We start from the raw sequence: 17,571 nt of genomic DNA on the forward strand, positions 1-17,571 counted from the left end.
ACCCTACTTTCCATCATTATATATTTAAACTGCCGTTGAACCTGTATTTTTAGTGTTTGTTAGATTTTTGTTCTTTAATATGCTATTTAATCTCTCTGAACTTAGTAGCATTGCTGCCACGAAAATAACGATACAAATCGGGAAAATCCCTATCGTAGTAATAGATGCTACATACCCCAATAGTGGTGGCAGAAACGTCGTGCCAGTATAAGCAACTGCCATTTGATAGCCCATAATAACTTGGGAATGTTTCTTCCCAAAACGAGCTGGCGTTTCATGAAGCATACATGGAAAAATCGGTGCTAGTCCTAATCCAACAATAACAAAGCCTATTAGGGAGAAAATAGATGGCAATGGCAAAAGTAACATAACAGTGCCCACTAATGCTATTGTCTGTCCCGCTCGAATAAGCGTACGGTTAGTAGTTTTAAAGGTAATAAAACCGGTAATGAACCGACCAATGGTTATACCCGCGAAATAAAAGGAAACCCACCCTGCTGCAGTTGCTGGACTCAGTCCTTTAACATTAACCAAGAAACTACTTCCCCATAGATTCATCGTTGCTTCAACCCCACAATAAAAAAGGAAGGAAACTAGAGCAAGTTTTACCCCCTTCACTTTTAATGGTTTTACATCTGGACCGTCATCGTTTTCATTGTCCTCTTCTTGTTTCACATCATGATTACCAGCTGCTTTCTTCCATAATGGTAGTGTGAAGATGAGAATCATAACCAAAGCGAACTGGATACCAAATATAGCGAAATATCCATTTCTCCAAGCATTATCTCCCATGATAAACTGAGCCATAATGATTGGACCAAGCGTTGCTCCAACTCCCCAAAAGCTATGTAACCAGCTCATATGATGTGCCTTATAATGTGTAGCAACATAATCGTTTAGTCCCGCATCAACTGCTCCTGCTCCTAATCCTAGTGGAATCGCAAACACAATTAACCAAGCAAACGATGGTGCAAAATAAAACCCGAGTAAAGCACCAGCAGTCATCAAAACACTAATCAATGTGACATGTCCAGTCCCAAATCGTTTTAATACCTTTCCACTACATAAACTAGAAATAATGGTGCCTGCTGCAATCGTCATAAACAAAATTCCACCTGTTTCCAGTGGAGCCTTGAGATCAGATTGCATCACGGGCCATGCCGCTCCCAATAATGAATCAGGTAGACCTAAGCTGATAAAAGCTAAATAAATAATGATTAATAGTAATGTGATCATCGTTAAACCTCGCCCTATCGTTATTATCCTTATTCTTCCCCATTTGTACCTTGCAACAATAGATCCAGTCCTAGTCGTTGCAGTCCGAATAAATAATCGTATTTCCAATTACTCAACATGAGCTTTGGCAGATGCTCAGAAGGAACATAAACAGAGCTTTTCATATGTATATTATTCAATATTTCATCGTCAACTTCTTTATCATTGAAAATGATAGTATCTGGATTGATAATTGCTACAAATGAAGCTACTAATCTACTGATCGCATCAATCTCCATGTCCCGACTTATTTTACCTTTCTCTAATGCTTTACCGAAATTTAGATTGTCATACTGTGGGACAAATGAAACCTCCCCCGAGAAAAAGGTACTACCACGAACGACATCACCATTGATTAGGATCCCTGCGCCTGGACCATTTTGCCCGGAATACAAATATACTAACGCTTCTTTATCCTGTATCCTCATCCTATCGCGATAACCAAGTACAGCTGCATTCATATCATTCTCTAGTAAGACAGGTAGCAAAAAACGTTCTTCTAAAAGCCCTTTAAGGTCTAAATGCTGTAAATGCTCATAACCTGGTATGTAGAAAATCCGTCCATTATCAACAGATCCAGGTACACCAATTGCAATTGAGCCTATTTTCGGATGTTTTTCTACTATTCTCTCTATACAATCGGTTAGCTGATTTAAGTCCGTATTCACCAACAGGCTAGATGTTTTTCCGGTCTCTTTCATTCCCCCTAGACAGTTAAAAACCGTATAATTTGTTTCTGTTTTTTCCAAATAGATAGCCAATCCTAGCATATAATCCGAATTATATGTATACCTCTTAGCCCTTCTCCCCCCACTAGATTCATCCAATCCTACAAGGCTAATCTCTCCGTCCTTTTCCATCTCCCTTAGAAATTTACTTATCGTAGGAAAACTAACCCCTAAACTTTCGCTAAGTTCCGCTTTTGTCGCACTCCCAAGTTCTATCAAAGTCTTACGTATACCTTGTAGAATTACTTTGCTAATTGTTATTGAGTTTGTGTCCATTTATTTCACCCCCAAATAAGAACTTTATAAATCAGTTTAATAAGTATCTAAAAAACACTTATTAAAGAACTTATTTAATCCCTTTAATAAGTTATATATATAACTATAGCATATTAAAAAATCGTCCACAATGGAATTCCCTAACCTATACATGCCGAACTAGTTTGCACGAATTAATCTTCTATCAATCAAACCCGATTATACAGATTATTTAGGCGTTCCTTTTCCGTTACATATAGATTCCTTTGATCTGCTGCAATCTTAATCGATGTAATTTTCAGGGCAAGTTTAGACGACATGTTGTTTATATAGGCATTACTTGCTTCTGCTAGGAACTGGACAAATTTAATCGATTGATACTTTGCAAAAATATGATCCAAGGTCTTTCTTGCACCAATCATAAAAGTCAGTGTTTGCCGATACGTAGGATGAAGTAGGACATGCTCGATAAATAAAACTTCATTACTTTCGTCCACATGGTAAACGAGACACCCAATCACCGTATTCTGTTGTTGATTAAGTACTAAAATTATTTTGGAATTCACGAAGGCATCGCAAATGATTTGAATGATTAGATGGATATCGTATGTGGAATAGATGTCCTTTCTATACGTCATAAAGAACTCGGCAAACATGTCAAACTGTTCATCTTGCTGACACTCCACTATTTTTAGCCCCATGAAAATACCACCCTTCTAATCCTAGCATAAGGGCATTCTGTCATCTAGTTTAGTTGCAGTTGTCACAAGATTTGTCACTTTTTGTATGAAATTGCATAGCCAATTAATCCAATACTTTTGATCTACCACATAAAAAGAAACCAGCTAAAACCGAGTTTAGCTGGCGTCTTTCCTACTTCGATTTATTCTTATTCATTAGATCCTTCAATAACAGCATCGCTTTGCTTCGTTCACTTGTTCCTAGTTTTGAATATAAAGTACTAATATAATTCCTTACGGTCCCCTCACTCATAAAAAGACGATTGGCTATTTCTTTATTCGTATAACCCTTGACCATTAATCCAGCGATATCTTTTTCACGCTCTGTGAGACCCTCGATAATTTGCTCAGACATCTGCTTACGGCCATATGGAGTATCTACGATTGCAGATGATTGATGAAGACGATTAGCAAGCTTTGTTGCAATCGAGGCAGGAAGAATAAACTGGCCTTCCACAGCACTTCGTATACTCGATAGAATCGTATCCGCCTGGAGATCTTTCAGCAAATAACCACATGCTCCGTGTGCAAGTCCCTCCACAATGTAATGGTCCTCTGCAAACGTGGAGAGAATTAGAATTTTAATGTTTGAGAGTTGTTCTGTTATTTGTCGTGTACTTTCAATCCCATTCATGACTGGCATCTCAACATCCATTAAAACAACATCGGGTTTTAGTTGAATGGCCAATTCAAATGCCTCTTGTCCGTTATTTGCTACCCCGACAACCACCATATCTTCTTCTAAATTAATAATGGTTTGTATGCCTTCTCGAAACAGTGTCTGATCATCGGCAATTAATATCCGTAGGCTACTTATCTTCCCCACCTCACATTCAATCGAGCGACTTTCTCTAATTATTATTCTATCACACTTTTCTGAAATCAATATGGGAAACTCATCCAGGGGCTACTTGTTACAGGGATAATGACACCTGTAACTTCAGTAAATGACTGAGACACAACTATGATGAAGATAAGAAAATAAAGAGGGGGAATTTAAGTGAAGTATCTTGTACTAATTCATGTATTGTCTGCTGTAATTGGCGTTGGACCTACTTATTTTGGACATATCTTTTTAAGAAAGGGGCAAACAATTGGGGAACTCAAGCAATCTTTAAAGCTCTCGAAGAAACTGGAATATTTCCCGAAAATAGGAGGATCCATCGCTGTTCTGTCTGGAATAGCACTTGTTCTAATGTCAAACCTATCATTTACGGAATTATGGATTATTACATCTATTATCTTATATGTGGGAATTCAAGTCATAGTAGTTGGAATTGTAGCACCTGTATTAAAAGAACTGTTGCTGTTCCTTCAAGAAAACACTGCTCCAGATCATGAGCGACTTCCGACAAAACCTTCAGCTACCTTATTAAAAGCTAACCGTTTATACTACTTAGCTACTGGGATGGGGACAATGATATTTATTTTAATGATTTTAAAACCAATGCTATAAATTGTAATTCTAAGAGAGGGAAGGACTGGGACATAAGTATTTCCCAATCTCTTCCCTCTACTTTTATCCCACCCGCTTTATCAGCAAGTAAATAAAATAAGGTGCTCCGATCAAAGCTGTCATAACCCCGGCGGGAATAGCCTCATCTGGTAAAACATTTCTTCCGATTAAATCTGCAAGTAATAATAGAAAGCCACCTATTAGTATTGCCACAGGAATATACAATTGATTTCTTGGTCCAATTAGGGACTTCGCTATATGTGGAGCCATTAAACCAATAAAAGCTATCCCACCAGTAACAGATACCGCTGCAGCTGCTAAAGCCACCGCTATCAAGAGGAGGACGAAACGCTCTCTTTTTAATGATACACCAACACCTATTGCTACCGGTTCATCTAGAGCAAGTAGGTTTAGACGGTTTGCCTTGTAGAGAGTATACGGCACTAGAATAATCACCCATGGAAGTAAAGCCAGTATAAATGGCCAATCAGTTCCCCATATGTTGCCGGCTAACCATTTCGAAATAAAGTCCACTTTCACCCGATCCGCAGATGAGATGATCACAATCATAACTCCAGAAAGAGCTGTTGCAAATCCAACTCCAACCAAGACTAATCTGATGGGTTGAAATCCACTATGCCTTTTATAAGATAACAAATAAATTAAAATAGCCGTTAAAAAAGCACCAATAAAAGCAATAATGGGTAGAAGATAGACAAAGTTCCCGACCTCAATCGGAAAGTACAAAAAGAATAAAGCTATCGCAACTCCAGCTCCTGCATTGATACCAATAATACCTGGGTCTGCTAAATCATTTCTAGTGATGCCTTGTAAAATAGCACCTGAAACCGCCAAGGCCATTCCAGCTAACACCGTTATAAAAATACGAGGTAATCGGACTTCAAAAATGACAAAGCTCTCCTTAAATTCTCCATATCCAAGTATAGTAGGAATTATTCGATCAAACGAAACAGAGGAATAGCCTATTCCCATGGAGACTACTCCAGTCACAATAATAAGAATGACCAATGCTACTAATATAAGACGTTGCTTTTTTAAGAGTTTTGAGCGTATCATGAGAAAGCCTTTCCTCCTCTATGAATAATCAATAAGAAAAACGGCAGGCCAAGTATAGCCATGATAGCTGCTACAGGAGTTTCATATGGTGCGTTAATGATTCTCCCGGTTAAATCCGCTAACATCATAAAGGCCGCACCTGTAATTGCTGTAAACGGTAGAATCACTCGATAGTCTGTCCCAACAATGGCACGTACGATATGCGGTATCATTAACCCGATAAAAACCATATTCCCAACTAATGCAACAGCAGCTCCTGTCAGAAAAATAATCACGATAAAAAGTACTACTTTTACTCGTCCAATCTTTTGACCAAGCCCTACAGCTACTTCTTCATTTAAACTTAATACCGTTAATTGGCGCGAATAGAGGATCGCAACTAAAATGCCAACCACTATAAAGGGAAAAATAATAGAAAGCTGCTCCCATGTCGTACCGATTAAACCACCCGAAGTCCACATCGAGACATCTTTGGATACTTTAAAATAGATACCAATTGCATCTGCAATTGCTGTTAGAAAGGCAGTAACAGCAGCACCAGCCAACACAATACGAAATGGAGATAACCCGCCTTTTTTCGCCGTTCCGATTCCAAACACTAACAATGCTCCTACAGCAGCTCCCACAAAACAAATTAGCATCGTAGTAAAATAATTTGTCGAAGGTATGAATGCTAACGCTACAGCTAAAGCCAAATTCGCTCCAGCAGTTAATCCTAATAAACCTGGGTCTGCTAGTGGGTTTCTAGTGATTCCTTGCATAATTGCACCCGCTACGGATAAAGCTGCCCCTACAACCATCGCCGCAACGACTCGAGGAATACGTAATTCTCGCAAAATCGTTATGGTATCCGATGTATCATCTGTCGTAAATGCAAGCCATACACTTTGCAAACTAGTATCTGCCGCCCCTAAAACTATAGCGGCTAGGAAAGAACCTATGAAAATAACCATGACGGAGAAATATTTTATTATTAAAAATTGCTTGTTCACATTTATCCCATACTTTCCTTAACAAAATCTAAAAAATAGCGATACTTAATGTTATTCTTTCTCATCTATAAAAAGAGAGAGACCCGTGCCTGAATCCCTCTCCATACATTACTTACTTTTCTAAGAAAGCATCCTCAAATATTTCTAATTGATACTCAAGTGTCAGTGCATCATTAAAGAAGATTGCATTTGCATCCGCTTCAATGACATTTCCGTTTTTGACAGCTGGTATGTTTTGATACGTTTCCGTTTCTAAAAATGCATTTTCTTGATCTGCAAATTTACTTACTACAACATAATCACCGATGTATTCTGGAAGAACCTCAGGAGATATCGCATTATAGCCAGGCTCTAACGCAGTTTCTTTTACTTTTTCTGGCATTTTTAGTCCCATTTCCTGGTATAATATTTCCGTTCCACGGCCCCAGCTATCCCCATAAATATAAATTTGTTTATCATATCCTTCAATCACCGTAACGGTTGCATCTTCACCAATTTTCGCGCGGATTTCATCGCCAGCAGCACGTGCTCGTTCACGGAAATCTTCAACCCATTTAACTGCTTCATCCTCTTTATTTAATAGTTTTCCAATTTCAATATGCTGTGTTAGATAATCAACATTGTTATAAGTATAGGTAACAGTAGGAGCTATTTCTTTCAATTTATCAATATTTTTCGTATTCGATAGTCCAATAATTAAATCAGGCTCTAATTCAATAATCTTCTCTAGGTCTTCGTCTGTTACCTGTTCTACACCCTTAAGCTCCTCTTCAAATTCGGGATTCATTTTAGCCCAAGCATCAACACCAACTAAATTAACTCCTAATGCCATCACATTACCCGCATATGAGCCTAAAACAATAACACGTTCTGGATTAGCTGGAACTTCAACCGGGCCATTTTCAGATTCATAGATTATCGTATCAGAAGAACTCTCTTCTGCTGTATTAGTTTCATTTGGTTCACTTTTATGATCATGATCCGTATTCGAGGATTCCTTTCCACATGCACTAAGAATGAATACGAACAAGATTGGTATCATGTAAACTAGCAGTTTCTTCATTACTTGCCTCTCCTTTTAATAGATTATAGGTCATACAAATTGGTTTATTTGTTCTTGGATCCTTGCTGATAACAGCATCAATATGAAATACTTTTCTTAGGACATTACTATTAATCACTTCTTCAACCGTCCCTGTTTTAACAATTTCTCCATCTTTTAAGGCAATAATATGGTCTGCAAATCGTGCAGCCTGATTGATATCATGGAGTACCATCACAATGGTCCTTCCTTCATTCTGATTCAGCTGTTGTAATAACTCTAGCACCTCTAATTGATGTGCTATATCTAAATATGTAGTTGGTTCATCTAGGAAGATAATTTCTGTCTCTTGAGCTAATGCCATGGCAATCCACACTCTCTGACGCTGTCCACCTGATAAGGAGTCTATCACTTGATATTTAAAATCAATCGTTCCTGTTTTCTCCAGTGCCCAATCGATCACTTCTAAATCCTTTTTTGTTAATCGTCCAAATCCCTTTTGATAAGGAAAACGCCCGTATGATACCAATTCTCCAACTGTTAATCCAGTAGGAATCGTATTGGTCTGTGGTAAAATTGCTAGTTTCTTAGCTAGTACTCTTGTATTTTCCATTGAGATACTTTTACCATCTAGGATTATCTCTCCAGACTGATGGGAAATAATACGTGTTAAGGCTTTCAATAATGTTGATTTACCACACCCATTTGAACCAATAATGGTTGTGATTTTTTTATCAGGTATCTCAACCGATAAATCTTTAATAATCGTACTATCACCGTAACCAACTGTTATATTTTCAGTCCGTATTCTATTCATAACTCCCCTCCATCCTCAAAAGAATATGTAATCTAAAATCAAGACGAATACATCCTGCCAAAAATTTGTTATCAAATATTAAAAATGTATTGATAATGATTCTCAATATCGTTTACAATGAATAATATAAATGAAAATGATTCTCATTGTCAACTGTATATTTGTAAAATTTAAAATTACATGGCGGGAGTGGTGTAGCATGTCATCAAAGGAATTGTATGATATTACAATCATTGGTGGAGGGCCAGCAGGTTTATTCGCGGCCTTTTATAGCGGATTAAGAAATATGAAGACGAAAATAATCGATTTCCAACCACAGTTAGGTGGAAAAATACATATCTATCCTGAAAAAATGATATGGGATGTTGGTGGTTTAACACCTGTTTCAGGTGCTCAGTTAATCAAACAAATCGTACAACAAGGTCTGACCTTCCATCCAGAGGTCGTCTTAAACGAAAAAATAGAATCCATTGCTAAAACAGTTGATAACTATTTCGTATTAAGAAATTCCTTAGGGCAGGTTCACCTTTCTAAGACCGTAGTCATCGCAACTGGTAGTGGCATTTTAAAACCCCAAAAGATTAACATTGAAGGCGCGGAACGATTTGAAATTTCTAATTTGCATTATACTGTTAAATCATTGAAGCAATTTAAGGACAAAACGGTAATTATCTCAGGTGGAGGCAACACGGCAATCGATTGGGCGAATGAACTAGAGCCAATCGCTAAAAAAGTGTATCTCGTTTATCGAAAGGGACAGGAAGACTTAACTGGACATGAGTCCCAAATCTCCCAGCTGTTATGGAGCTCGGCCACTTGTTATTTCCATTCTTCGATTACTAGACTTATAGCTGGAAGCAACCAAGATAAAATTGTGTCTGTAGAATTAAAGGACGAAAAAACAGATGAATACTTCAAACTAGATGTTAGTGATGTTGTAATTAGTCATGGATTTGACCAGGATATTTCTTTAGTAAAAAATAGTAGCCAACTAAATATAACGTTAATCGATGACTTCTTTATCCAGGGAACCGCCATGAGTGAAACCTCCATACCAGGGCTCTATGCTGCTGGGGACATTCTAAAGCATGAAGGGAAATTGCATCTTATTGCGGGTGCTTTTCAAGATGCTGCTAACGCTGTAAATAAAGCTAAAAGCTATATTGAGCCTGATGCAGGGGAAACAGCGATGGTTTCCTCTCATAATGAAATATTCGATGAACGGAATAAGACATTAATTAGGGAGCTTGTATAGCGTTATATCATAATTTAAAACGCCGAGAATATCTCGGCGTTTTCATGAATTATATTTTAATTTTCTCAATATCTTCTTGAAATCTTTGTGCTAATTTGTATATTCTCTCACTTGTACCAGAATTCTGTAATTACCACCCTTTGATACTTTCTGGCAATTAATAGGCTATGGCTTTTGAAGCCCTATTCGGTTATTAATCGATAGGGCTCTATTGTAACTTTTATATCATTGTTTTTCTATTTGGTTTCTACTTCAAAAATAAAAGAAGCTTCTCCATTTGGCCATTTCGCTACCACTTCATAGATATATATCCCTGCTTCTGATTGGACAGTAATTTTATTATCCTTAATCGTTATTTCTTTAACTTCTCCTACATCATTCCATTCATTAACTGTAAGGGAGGGGTTATCCTCTAAAATAATTTCTATTGATTCGTTCTTTTCAACGTTAAGTGTATCAAATCCCTCAGCAATTTCATAAACTGATTTATCTTCTAGGGTACTAATTTTCATCGTTTCTCCACGATAAGTGTATTTTCCTGGCATCATCTCGTATTCCGTTTTGCCCACTACTATACTTCCTGAGGTTGGTATTTGTTCTTCTATAGAGTTGTTCGTTATACTACATCCAGTTAGAATTAGGACTAAACTCAGAAGTAGTAGCAACATATATTTTTTCAAGATTACTCCTCCCTAACCTATTTTTATTTCGTTAATAAATCTATTTTATTACTAATCTAAAATTAATATAATTATTTTCTGTAAATTCTATAAATAGATTACTGTGTAATGATATAATTTATTTTGTTGGTAAAGTTACAGGTTAAATGTTTGATGGCTTACATACTATATAAAGAATGGGGGAAGCAAATGAAGAAAATCACAATTATGTTTATATTATTTTATCTATTGGCACTGACATTTTATTTCATGCCATCTATCAAGTTTCCAGACGTTACTATGAATTTTACTAACATGTTCATTACTGTACTTTTTTTAGTAACCTTAATAACTCTCTCAGTTTTAGTGAAAAACAAAGGAATAAAGTTATTTTTAATTACTGGCACAATTGAGGGAATATTAGTTTTTCTTATAAACAAACTTGAAAGTTCTTTTTTCGAGAATCTATTTTATGAAGTTATAGCATTCTTACAATATCCTATTTATATAGTATTCATCACACCATTCTTTGGTGGAAATAGCATATTACATGTCAATTATGGTTTATATTCATTGCTAGTTGCAGCTATTTATTTGATTATCTTAATTCTCCATAATAATACATCTAAAGTAATTCAAAAATAATCGAGCAGATTCCCACATTATAGGGATTCTGCCTTTTCAATAGCCTAACTCTTGAGAATTATAGACCTTCTATTTTTAGTTGATTCCCGCATTTGCCCCCCTCGTTTCTTTCACATTACTAACACGTTTAACTGATAGATATGTTACAGTTTTTTGGAAAATATATAAAAAAATAGTTCATGAAAAAGTAAAAGCCGTTTAGCAACCAACTAAACGACCTCTTCTCAAATGAACTAAATGAATAATCTATATAATTATTTCCCTCCTGCTATCCACTTATTTCCGCAATTCATACACCCATTTACAATATCGCTTCTTCCAATAAAACCACGAATGATAGCAACAGGAAAACCGATATAGAACAGGATGAATCCAATAATGTTTAGATTTCCAGGTCCCTCTACATTATCAAGGGAGGGGAAGAAGATAGCTAAAGCAAAACATATTATAATAGTAATAAGTAATGAATTGAACATTTTGCGGAAACTATATCCTCTCTTATTCGCCACAATTTGATTTGACTTACACTTTTTGCATAGGACTTTACCTTTCTGGTTTTTCATATTACGTGTTTGATGTGACTGTTCTAATGCTGTACTCATAATGACCTCCAAATAGTCCAGTTATATTTAATATAGGACTAGTTTACCAGACAATTAGACCTATTTCTATAACCTTTATTTCATAATATCACCTGTACCATTCCCTTAAAAACAACCACCTCTACTTTATAAAAAGTTGTACCATACTAGAAAAGTCCTTTTGGTATTACCTATATTAATTAGAAAAGCCTTCCGATATGGAAGGCTTACACACTTTAAATCTCAATATTTTTTCTTACCAGCATTGCCACACACTCCACATGCATCGTATGCGGGAATAAATCAACTGGCTGAACTTCCACAAGCTCATAGCCAAATGGCTCCAGTTCCTTTATATCAACTGCAAAGGTATCTGGGTTACAAGATACATAGACAATACGCTCTGGTTGTGCACGACCAATACGGCGCATAACTTTACCACCTGCACCAGAACGTGGTGGATCTAGAAGTAATAGTTCCGGTATACCAAAGCTCTCAAGTACTTCATCAATTCCACGACGCGCATCTTTTGCTAGGAAGTAAGTGTTAGATAAACCATTATCCTTCGCATTACGCTTCGCAGATTCAATGGATGTTTCGACGATTTCAATTCCGGCTAGCTTCCCAACTTTACTTGCAAAAGGTAGCGAGAAAGTACCGACACCACAGAATAAATCTATCATTTTTTCCGTTTCTTTTGGTTTACCCATTTCCAGTGCTAATTCCACTAGCTTCTGGGCTTGTGTTGGGTTCGTTTGGAAGAACGTATCAAACCAAATACGATAGCGATAGCCAAGCATTTCATCATAAATGAAATCACGACCTGCAAGTAAATGTGTTTCCTCTGCTTGAGTACGGTCTGCCCAATCTTCATTTTTTAACCAAAGTAAGCTCTTCACTTGAGGAAACTTATTCGTAATCCGCTCAGTTAAATCCTTTGCTGCAGATGCTAGCTCACCATTAGGAGCCTCTGTCGCAAAAAGACCAAGCATAATTTCACCTGTCTCAAATGATTGACGAACCATTAAATGGCGCAGTAGACCTTCATGGGTATCCTTATCATAACCAGAAAGATTATGCTTCTTAGCCCAATCTGCAACTTCCATTGTCGCTTCAACCATTTCCTTACCAGCTATTAAACAAGTTTCCAATGAAATAATTTTTCTAAAGTTTCCTAGTTCGTGAAGACCAAGCTCTCCGTCTTTTGAAAAGGTAAATTCCATCTTATTACGGTAACGCCATGGGTTGTCCATGCCAATCGTGTCATGAACAAGATTGCTATCAAATTCTTGCTCCTCTAAAACTTTCTTTACATGGTTCGTTTTTTCATTTAACTGACCTTGATAACTCCAATGCTGCCATACACAACCACCACAACGTTCAAAATGTGGACAAAGTGCATCTACACGTTCTGGATGTGCTTCCACTATTTCCTCTGGCATCACTCTCGTTCTTCTTTTTTCTGGTTGTCCAACGGTTACACGTACTTTTTCACCAGGCAATGTTTGAGGAATCGTAAGCTTTAATTTACGGGGATTTACCTCCCCAATATCACGCCATACAACCGCACGACCAGAACCTTTTTTATCTAAATCATTAATCGTTGTAACGTATGTTTCACTTTTTACTGTCGTCAAGATTGTCTCCTCCTCCCATAAGTTGCTATCTATATCACTCTATAGTATCAATCTTAACAGTTTTACATCCATGCATACTTTCCTATTATAGCGGAACAAAGTATAATTTGGAATTACCTTATATAGATAATCTATAAATCATGAAATTCTTCAAGATATAAGTCACATACAATTTCAGCTAATTACAAAATAGCCTAATACCCTCCTTACAAGACTGAGGAATTAGGCTAATATTCTTAGAAAATTTTTATACTTTTCTAGCTTCCAATAAAGTAATTTAATTCTTATCAAAGTATTGGATACCTGGATCATTTGTATAGCGTTGGTGAGGAAACAATATTTTTTCTAAATAAGGTGTGGAGATATTATGAAAAAGATAACTTGCTTCCGTTTCTGCCATAAAGTACTTAGCTTCGTCTGCTGTACGTTTTCCAGTCACAATTTCGTGGAATAAATTTATAGATAAAAAGTTCGCTTCTTCTTTATCACAAATAACAGTTACTTCGCCTCTTGTCCGGTCAGGGTAACAACTACCATCAAAACGAGCAATTTCTTCAAATTTTCCGATTGGTGTTCGATAGTCAACCGTTTGTGCTAGAAAATCCATATGATTAACAGGTAAGTTATGTGGTACAGCATCCCTCATTACAACCGTTCGTTTCCATGGTCCATTGTTATACCAAATTAATCTGCTGGCAATGGCCTCTTGAGGATAGCCATACTTTTTTATTATCTTAAGGGCTCCCTCACGTTGTTGCTTATCCCAAGTATTTAATATCTGTTCAATATAATGTTGGTAATCACTATTCATCACATTACCTCCCGATTTTTCCATCTTTAACAATATACACGGGAGCCTATAAATACGTTACACCATAAACTTCACTTTAGATTCCATTCATTTGATATTCTATTTAATTCATCTGCTTCAGACCTATTAAAAATGATTTTATTACTAGATTCAGACTATCATCCTTCTTTAAAGGCATTCCAAATCCACCTTTTTGTTCTAAGGAGGAGAAACCATGGAGAATACTTCTAAATCCTCTTACAGCGTGAAGCGCATTTTCTTCTGATAATTGATACGATCTTAATGCCTCAATAAGAAGATTTATTACTTTGTTACCTTCTTGATCAATTTCCTCGTCCCTTGGCTGAGGTAATGCAATTGTGAACTCATATAGGCCAGGGTGCTCTCTTGTAAATTGAAGATAAGAATTAGCAAGAGCAAAGATGGCTTCATCTCCAATCATTCCATTAGAAGCAACTTGCATGCTTTCATGTAATTTTTTAACTCCATAAAGAGTAAGTTCTCTTTTCACTTGAGCAAACCCTTTTACATGATTAAACAGCGATGGAGGACGGACCGACAGTTCTCGAGCAATTGCTGCCATTGTTACAGCTTCAGCCCCTTGCCGATCTGCAATATCCGCTGCAGTTTGAATTATTTGATTTAATTTTAGTCCTACTCTAGGCATGTATTACGCTCCCTTCATAACATTGTTTAGATTTTCCTCAGCCTCTTTAATTGCCTTTTCAATAGGATCAATAGGTTTTTCAATCATATTTCCGTGTCCCACAGCTAATAAAGAAGGCTTTAAGCTTATTATTCTTCTAGCACTTTCAAGTGAAATTTCCTTATTCCATGTTGCTAGTGCTGGAAACGGAAAGCTTCGGACCAGTTGTCCACTAACTGCTATTCTTCCCCTGGTTTGCAAAGCATCACCGACAATAATGGCGTCATGGTGGGTATCATATAAAGAGATTGACCCTGGTGTATGCCCGGGGGTCGTGTACACTTCTAAAGAACCTACTCGGTCTCCTTCTATTAATAATCGATCGACTTCAATTTTTAAACCTTTTGGAACTCCACCTTTAATAGGTGTTTGGGTTTCATGTGCATCCAAAGATCTGTCACCTTTAAGCAATCTACTATCTCTTTCTGAAATTGAAACGATTACATTAGGAAAAGTTTGTTTCAAATTTTCTAAAGCGCCAATATGATCCCCATGCCCGTGTGTCAAGACTATATTCGTTAATGGCTTATTGATATCCTTAATCATTTGTACAATCCCTTTATAACTACTAGGCATACCAGCATCAATTAATGTTAATTGGTCTTTTTCCTCATAAATATAGCAATTAACCGGAAACAATCGAGGTAATATTGTTAATTGATACAAATTTTGTTTATGAACTATTCTCATAGTTATTCCTCCCACTCTTAAAACTAATACCGTTAGTTTTATTTTAACTAATGGTATTAGTTTTTGCAAGGTAAATTTATTTTCATTATTTCTGTTGACAGATGAAATTCTTTTTACTAATATGGTTATATACATTACTATATAACCATATAAGAATATAACCAAAAGAACAGTGGGCGATAGAATGAGTAAACCTTTTGAGCAAGATAAACCTATTTATATTCAAATTCGTGAAAAAATAGAGGATCAAATTCTCAACAATCAACTGAAGGAGGGCGATCAAGCTCCCTCCACTAATCAACTAGTAAATTTTTATAAGATAAACCATGTCACCGTATCAAAGGGAATTAATCAGTTAGTTGATGAAGGAATTCTCTATAAAAAGAGAGGGATCGGTATGTTTGTAGCAGATGGAGCAAGAGAGAAACTTGTATCGAAACGCAAGGATTCGTTTGTTGAGGATTACGTTGTTAGTCTTGTCCAAGAAGCTGAGAAGCTTGGGATCAGTGAAAGAGAAATTATTGAATATATACAGAAAATAAAAGGAAGTGATATGAGATGAAGCTTAGTATAAAGGATTTGAATTTAACCTATGGTAATCACACTGCACTACAGAATGTATCGTTTGATCTAAGTAGTAATAAAGTGTATGGATTATTAGGTAGAAATGGTGCTGGCAAAACTTCACTATTGTCCATTATTGCCTCATTCCGTGAGCAAACCTCTGGAAGTATAACAATTGATGGGGAAGCACCATTTGAAAATGCTAAAATCACGCAACACATTACCTTTATGTATAACAAAGACTACAAGGAAGAAAGTCAAAAGGTAAAGAGCCTATTGTATGGTGCACAGCGATACCGTCCAAACTTTGATAGAGATTACGCTGAATACTTGGTTAAGCGCTTTAAACTAGATTTAAAGAAACCAATTAAACAGTTTTCGAAGGGAATGCAATCTGCTCTTAATGTTTGCATTGGGTTAGCAAGCAGATCACCGATCACGATATTTGATGAAGTTTATTTAGGTATGGATGCACCCTCCAGAGAAACTTTTTATAAAGAATTATTAGACGATCAGGAGAGACATCCAAGAATCATGATTCTCTCCACACATTTAGTTTCCGAGATGGATTATTTGTTTGATGAAGTTATAATCTTAAATCAAGGTCAGATTCTATTACAGGATGATTATGATTCCCTAATTTCTAAAGGAGCAAAAATCATCGGAATCAAGGAAGATGTTGACCAATTTATTCATACCAAACAGCTTATCCATGAAGAGCAATTGGGTAATACGAAGGCAGCTACTATTTATGGGGAGCTTCGTGATGAAGAGCGTCGAAATGCGAGTGAAATAGGACTTGAAATAGCTCCACTATCACTACAAGAACTATTTGTCCATTTAACAAAGGAGGACACAGATGATGAGACACAACAATAGTCTAAAAGTAGCTACGGATATGTTTTTCGTAAAATTGAATTGGACATTCGGATTTTTGGGGGTTATGTTTGTTATTCAACTAGTTCGAGCTATGATTGCCATTCTGAAAAATTCTGAAGTGGACTCGTATTTTAATGCTGTATTTGTTGCAGCTGGTATCTTTATGTTTGTTGTTGGTATTATATCAACATACTTTTTACCGTACTATGTTGAACATGGTGTAACTCGAATAGATTATTTTAGAGGAGCATTTCTATCTTCCATTGGTTTATCCATTGTGCTACCAGCAATCACATTAATTATTTCTATAGTATGGAAATTCATTCTAGATAACTTTTTAAAACTCAACATTAAGGATGTTGATTTTAATACAGTTGTAGAAGATGAACCAGAATTAATTGGAGGTATCGTACAGTCCTTTATCATTAATCCCTATATTGATCCTACTAGTAATTGGCCACTTGCAATTGCCGCACTTGCTGCTAATATATTCATATTTTATCTAGTTGGTTGGCTAATCGGAGCAGCATTCTACCGTAATCTTCTAACAGGATTTGTCTTTATACTAATTGGCGTAGTTATCATAACAGTAAAAGACAGCTTATTAAGAGTTGCACTAGAGTTACCTTTATCGGATGGAATTATTACGATAGACCAATTCTCACCGACGATTTCCGCATTAGGTGTATTATTATTAATTATCCTAGCGGTGTGGTTGATAAGACAGTTAACAAAGAGAGTATCGATTAAAATGTAGAAAAT

General features: G+C 36.4%; 20 protein-coding genes. 6 read left to right on the top strand and 14 right to left on the bottom strand.

The genetic code is table 11. The features are described from left to right. Nucleotides 1-24 precede the first annotated feature (24 nt). From G5W_RS0113115 to G5W_RS0113130, 4 genes are all read right to left on the bottom strand, one after another. On the bottom strand, nucleotides 25-1,236 hold the full coding sequence (locus G5W_RS0113115; protein WP_010097327.1) for an MFS transporter: 1,212 nt from the start codon (nucleotides 1,234-1,236) through the stop codon (nucleotides 25-27). Between the two features lie 29 nt (nucleotides 1,237-1,265). Beyond that, nucleotides 1,266-2,279, bottom strand: coding sequence for an ROK family transcriptional regulator (locus G5W_RS0113120; protein WP_010097328.1), 1,014 nt, complete (start codon nucleotides 2,277-2,279; stop codon nucleotides 1,266-1,268). Between the two features lie 188 nt (nucleotides 2,280-2,467). Further along, nucleotides 2,468-2,959 (bottom strand): hypothetical protein, encoded by a 492-nt coding sequence (locus G5W_RS0113125; RefSeq protein WP_010097331.1) that lies wholly within the window; start codon nucleotides 2,957-2,959, stop codon nucleotides 2,468-2,470. A gap of 172 nt (nucleotides 2,960-3,131) precedes the next feature. After that, complete coding sequence (locus G5W_RS0113130; protein WP_010097332.1) at nucleotides 3,132-3,884, bottom strand: response regulator; 753 nt, start codon at nucleotides 3,882-3,884, stop codon at nucleotides 3,132-3,134. Between the two features lie 114 nt (nucleotides 3,885-3,998). Between G5W_RS0113130 and G5W_RS0113135 the strand changes: the two genes are divergently transcribed. Next, complete coding sequence (locus tag G5W_RS0113135; RefSeq protein ID WP_010097334.1) at nucleotides 3,999-4,454, top strand: DUF2269 family protein; 456 nt, start codon at nucleotides 3,999-4,001, stop codon at nucleotides 4,452-4,454. A gap of 63 nt (nucleotides 4,455-4,517) precedes the next feature. Here the strand turns inward: G5W_RS0113135 and G5W_RS0113140 are convergent, their stop codons facing one another. The 4 genes from G5W_RS0113140 to G5W_RS0113155 form a co-directional block, all read right to left on the bottom strand. Next, nucleotides 4,518-5,531 carry a FecCD family ABC transporter permease gene (locus G5W_RS0113140; RefSeq protein WP_010097336.1) on the bottom strand — a complete coding sequence of 338 codons (1,014 nt, stop codon included), beginning with the start codon at nucleotides 5,529-5,531 and terminating at the stop codon, nucleotides 4,518-4,520. Continuing rightward, nucleotides 5,528-6,484: a FecCD family ABC transporter permease gene (locus tag G5W_RS0113145; RefSeq protein ID WP_081472469.1), complete on the bottom strand. Its 957-nt coding sequence runs from the start codon at nucleotides 6,482-6,484 to the stop codon at nucleotides 5,528-5,530. The genes G5W_RS0113140 and G5W_RS0113145 overlap by 4 nt, the downstream gene beginning before the upstream one ends. 151 nt (nucleotides 6,485-6,635) lie before the next feature. Continuing rightward, on the bottom strand, nucleotides 6,636-7,586 hold the full coding sequence (locus tag G5W_RS0113150; RefSeq protein WP_010097339.1) for an iron-hydroxamate ABC transporter substrate-binding protein: 951 nt from the start codon (nucleotides 7,584-7,586) through the stop codon (nucleotides 6,636-6,638). Beyond that, nucleotides 7,534-8,382, bottom strand: coding sequence for an ABC transporter ATP-binding protein (locus tag G5W_RS0113155; RefSeq protein ID WP_010097340.1), 849 nt, complete (start codon nucleotides 8,380-8,382; stop codon nucleotides 7,534-7,536). The genes G5W_RS0113150 and G5W_RS0113155 overlap by 53 nt, the downstream gene beginning before the upstream one ends. A gap of 199 nt (nucleotides 8,383-8,581) precedes the next feature. Here G5W_RS0113155 and G5W_RS0113160 point away from each other — a divergent pair, with 199 nt between their 5' ends. Continuing rightward, nucleotides 8,582-9,637: an NAD(P)/FAD-dependent oxidoreductase gene (locus tag G5W_RS0113160; protein WP_010097341.1), complete on the top strand. Its 1,056-nt coding sequence runs from the start codon at nucleotides 8,582-8,584 to the stop codon at nucleotides 9,635-9,637. 236 nt (nucleotides 9,638-9,873) lie between these two features. Here G5W_RS0113160 and G5W_RS0113165 read toward each other — a convergent pair whose 3' ends face one another. Beyond that, the gene (locus G5W_RS0113165) at nucleotides 9,874-10,317 is read right to left on the bottom strand and encodes a lipoprotein (protein ID WP_010097342.1); all 444 of its coding nucleotides are present in this window, start codon (nucleotides 10,315-10,317) and stop codon (nucleotides 9,874-9,876) included. Nucleotides 10,318-10,506: 189 nt separating this feature from the next. Between G5W_RS0113165 and G5W_RS0113170 the strand changes: the two genes are divergently transcribed. Then, entirely contained in the window at nucleotides 10,507-10,941 is a 435-nt protein-coding gene (locus tag G5W_RS0113170) for a hypothetical protein (protein ID WP_010097344.1), read from the top strand. Between the two features lie 254 nt (nucleotides 10,942-11,195). On the opposite strand, the gene G5W_RS0113175 is transcribed toward G5W_RS0113170, so the two are convergent. The 5 genes from G5W_RS0113175 to G5W_RS0113195 form a co-directional block, all read right to left on the bottom strand. Next, nucleotides 11,196-11,543 carry a hypothetical protein gene (locus tag G5W_RS0113175; protein ID WP_010097345.1) on the bottom strand — a complete coding sequence of 116 codons (348 nt, stop codon included), beginning with the start codon at nucleotides 11,541-11,543 and terminating at the stop codon, nucleotides 11,196-11,198. 215 nt (nucleotides 11,544-11,758) lie between these two features. Beyond that, nucleotides 11,759-13,159, bottom strand: coding sequence for a 23S rRNA (uracil(1939)-C(5))-methyltransferase RlmD (rlmD, locus tag G5W_RS0113180; protein WP_010097347.1), 1,401 nt, complete (start codon nucleotides 13,157-13,159; stop codon nucleotides 11,759-11,761). Between the two features lie 277 nt (nucleotides 13,160-13,436). Next, nucleotides 13,437-13,970, bottom strand: a complete 534-nt coding sequence (locus G5W_RS0113185; RefSeq protein ID WP_010097348.1) for a hypothetical protein — start codon at nucleotides 13,968-13,970, stop codon at nucleotides 13,437-13,439. 103 nt (nucleotides 13,971-14,073) lie between these two features. After that, a complete protein-coding gene (locus G5W_RS0113190) occupies nucleotides 14,074-14,637 on the bottom strand; it encodes a TetR/AcrR family transcriptional regulator (RefSeq protein ID WP_010097349.1) in 564 nt (187 codons plus the stop codon). A gap of 3 nt (nucleotides 14,638-14,640) precedes the next feature. Next, nucleotides 14,641-15,366: an MBL fold metallo-hydrolase gene (locus tag G5W_RS0113195; RefSeq protein WP_010097352.1), complete on the bottom strand. Its 726-nt coding sequence runs from the start codon at nucleotides 15,364-15,366 to the stop codon at nucleotides 14,641-14,643. Between the two features lie 184 nt (nucleotides 15,367-15,550). Between G5W_RS0113195 and G5W_RS0113200 the strand changes: the two genes are divergently transcribed. Genes G5W_RS0113200 through G5W_RS0113210 form a run of 3 tightly spaced genes read left to right on the top strand, consistent with a single transcriptional unit; the run spans nucleotide 15,551 to nucleotide 17,566 of the window. Next, nucleotides 15,551-15,928 (top strand): GntR family transcriptional regulator, encoded by a 378-nt coding sequence (locus tag G5W_RS0113200; RefSeq protein ID WP_010097355.1) that lies wholly within the window; start codon nucleotides 15,551-15,553, stop codon nucleotides 15,926-15,928. After that, nucleotides 15,925-16,809, top strand: coding sequence for an ATP-binding cassette domain-containing protein (locus G5W_RS0113205; protein WP_010097357.1), 885 nt, complete (start codon nucleotides 15,925-15,927; stop codon nucleotides 16,807-16,809). The genes G5W_RS0113200 and G5W_RS0113205 overlap by 4 nt, the downstream gene beginning before the upstream one ends. Beyond that, nucleotides 16,790-17,566 (top strand): hypothetical protein, encoded by a 777-nt coding sequence (locus G5W_RS0113210; RefSeq protein ID WP_029191132.1) that lies wholly within the window; start codon nucleotides 16,790-16,792, stop codon nucleotides 17,564-17,566. The genes G5W_RS0113205 and G5W_RS0113210 overlap by 20 nt, the downstream gene beginning before the upstream one ends. Nucleotides 17,567-17,571 lie beyond the last annotated feature (5 nt).

It is taken from the genome of Ornithinibacillus scapharcae TW25 (assembly GCF_000190475.1).
GTDB classification, from domain to species: domain Bacteria; phylum Bacillota; class Bacilli; order Bacillales; family Amphibacillaceae; genus Ornithinibacillus; species Ornithinibacillus scapharcae.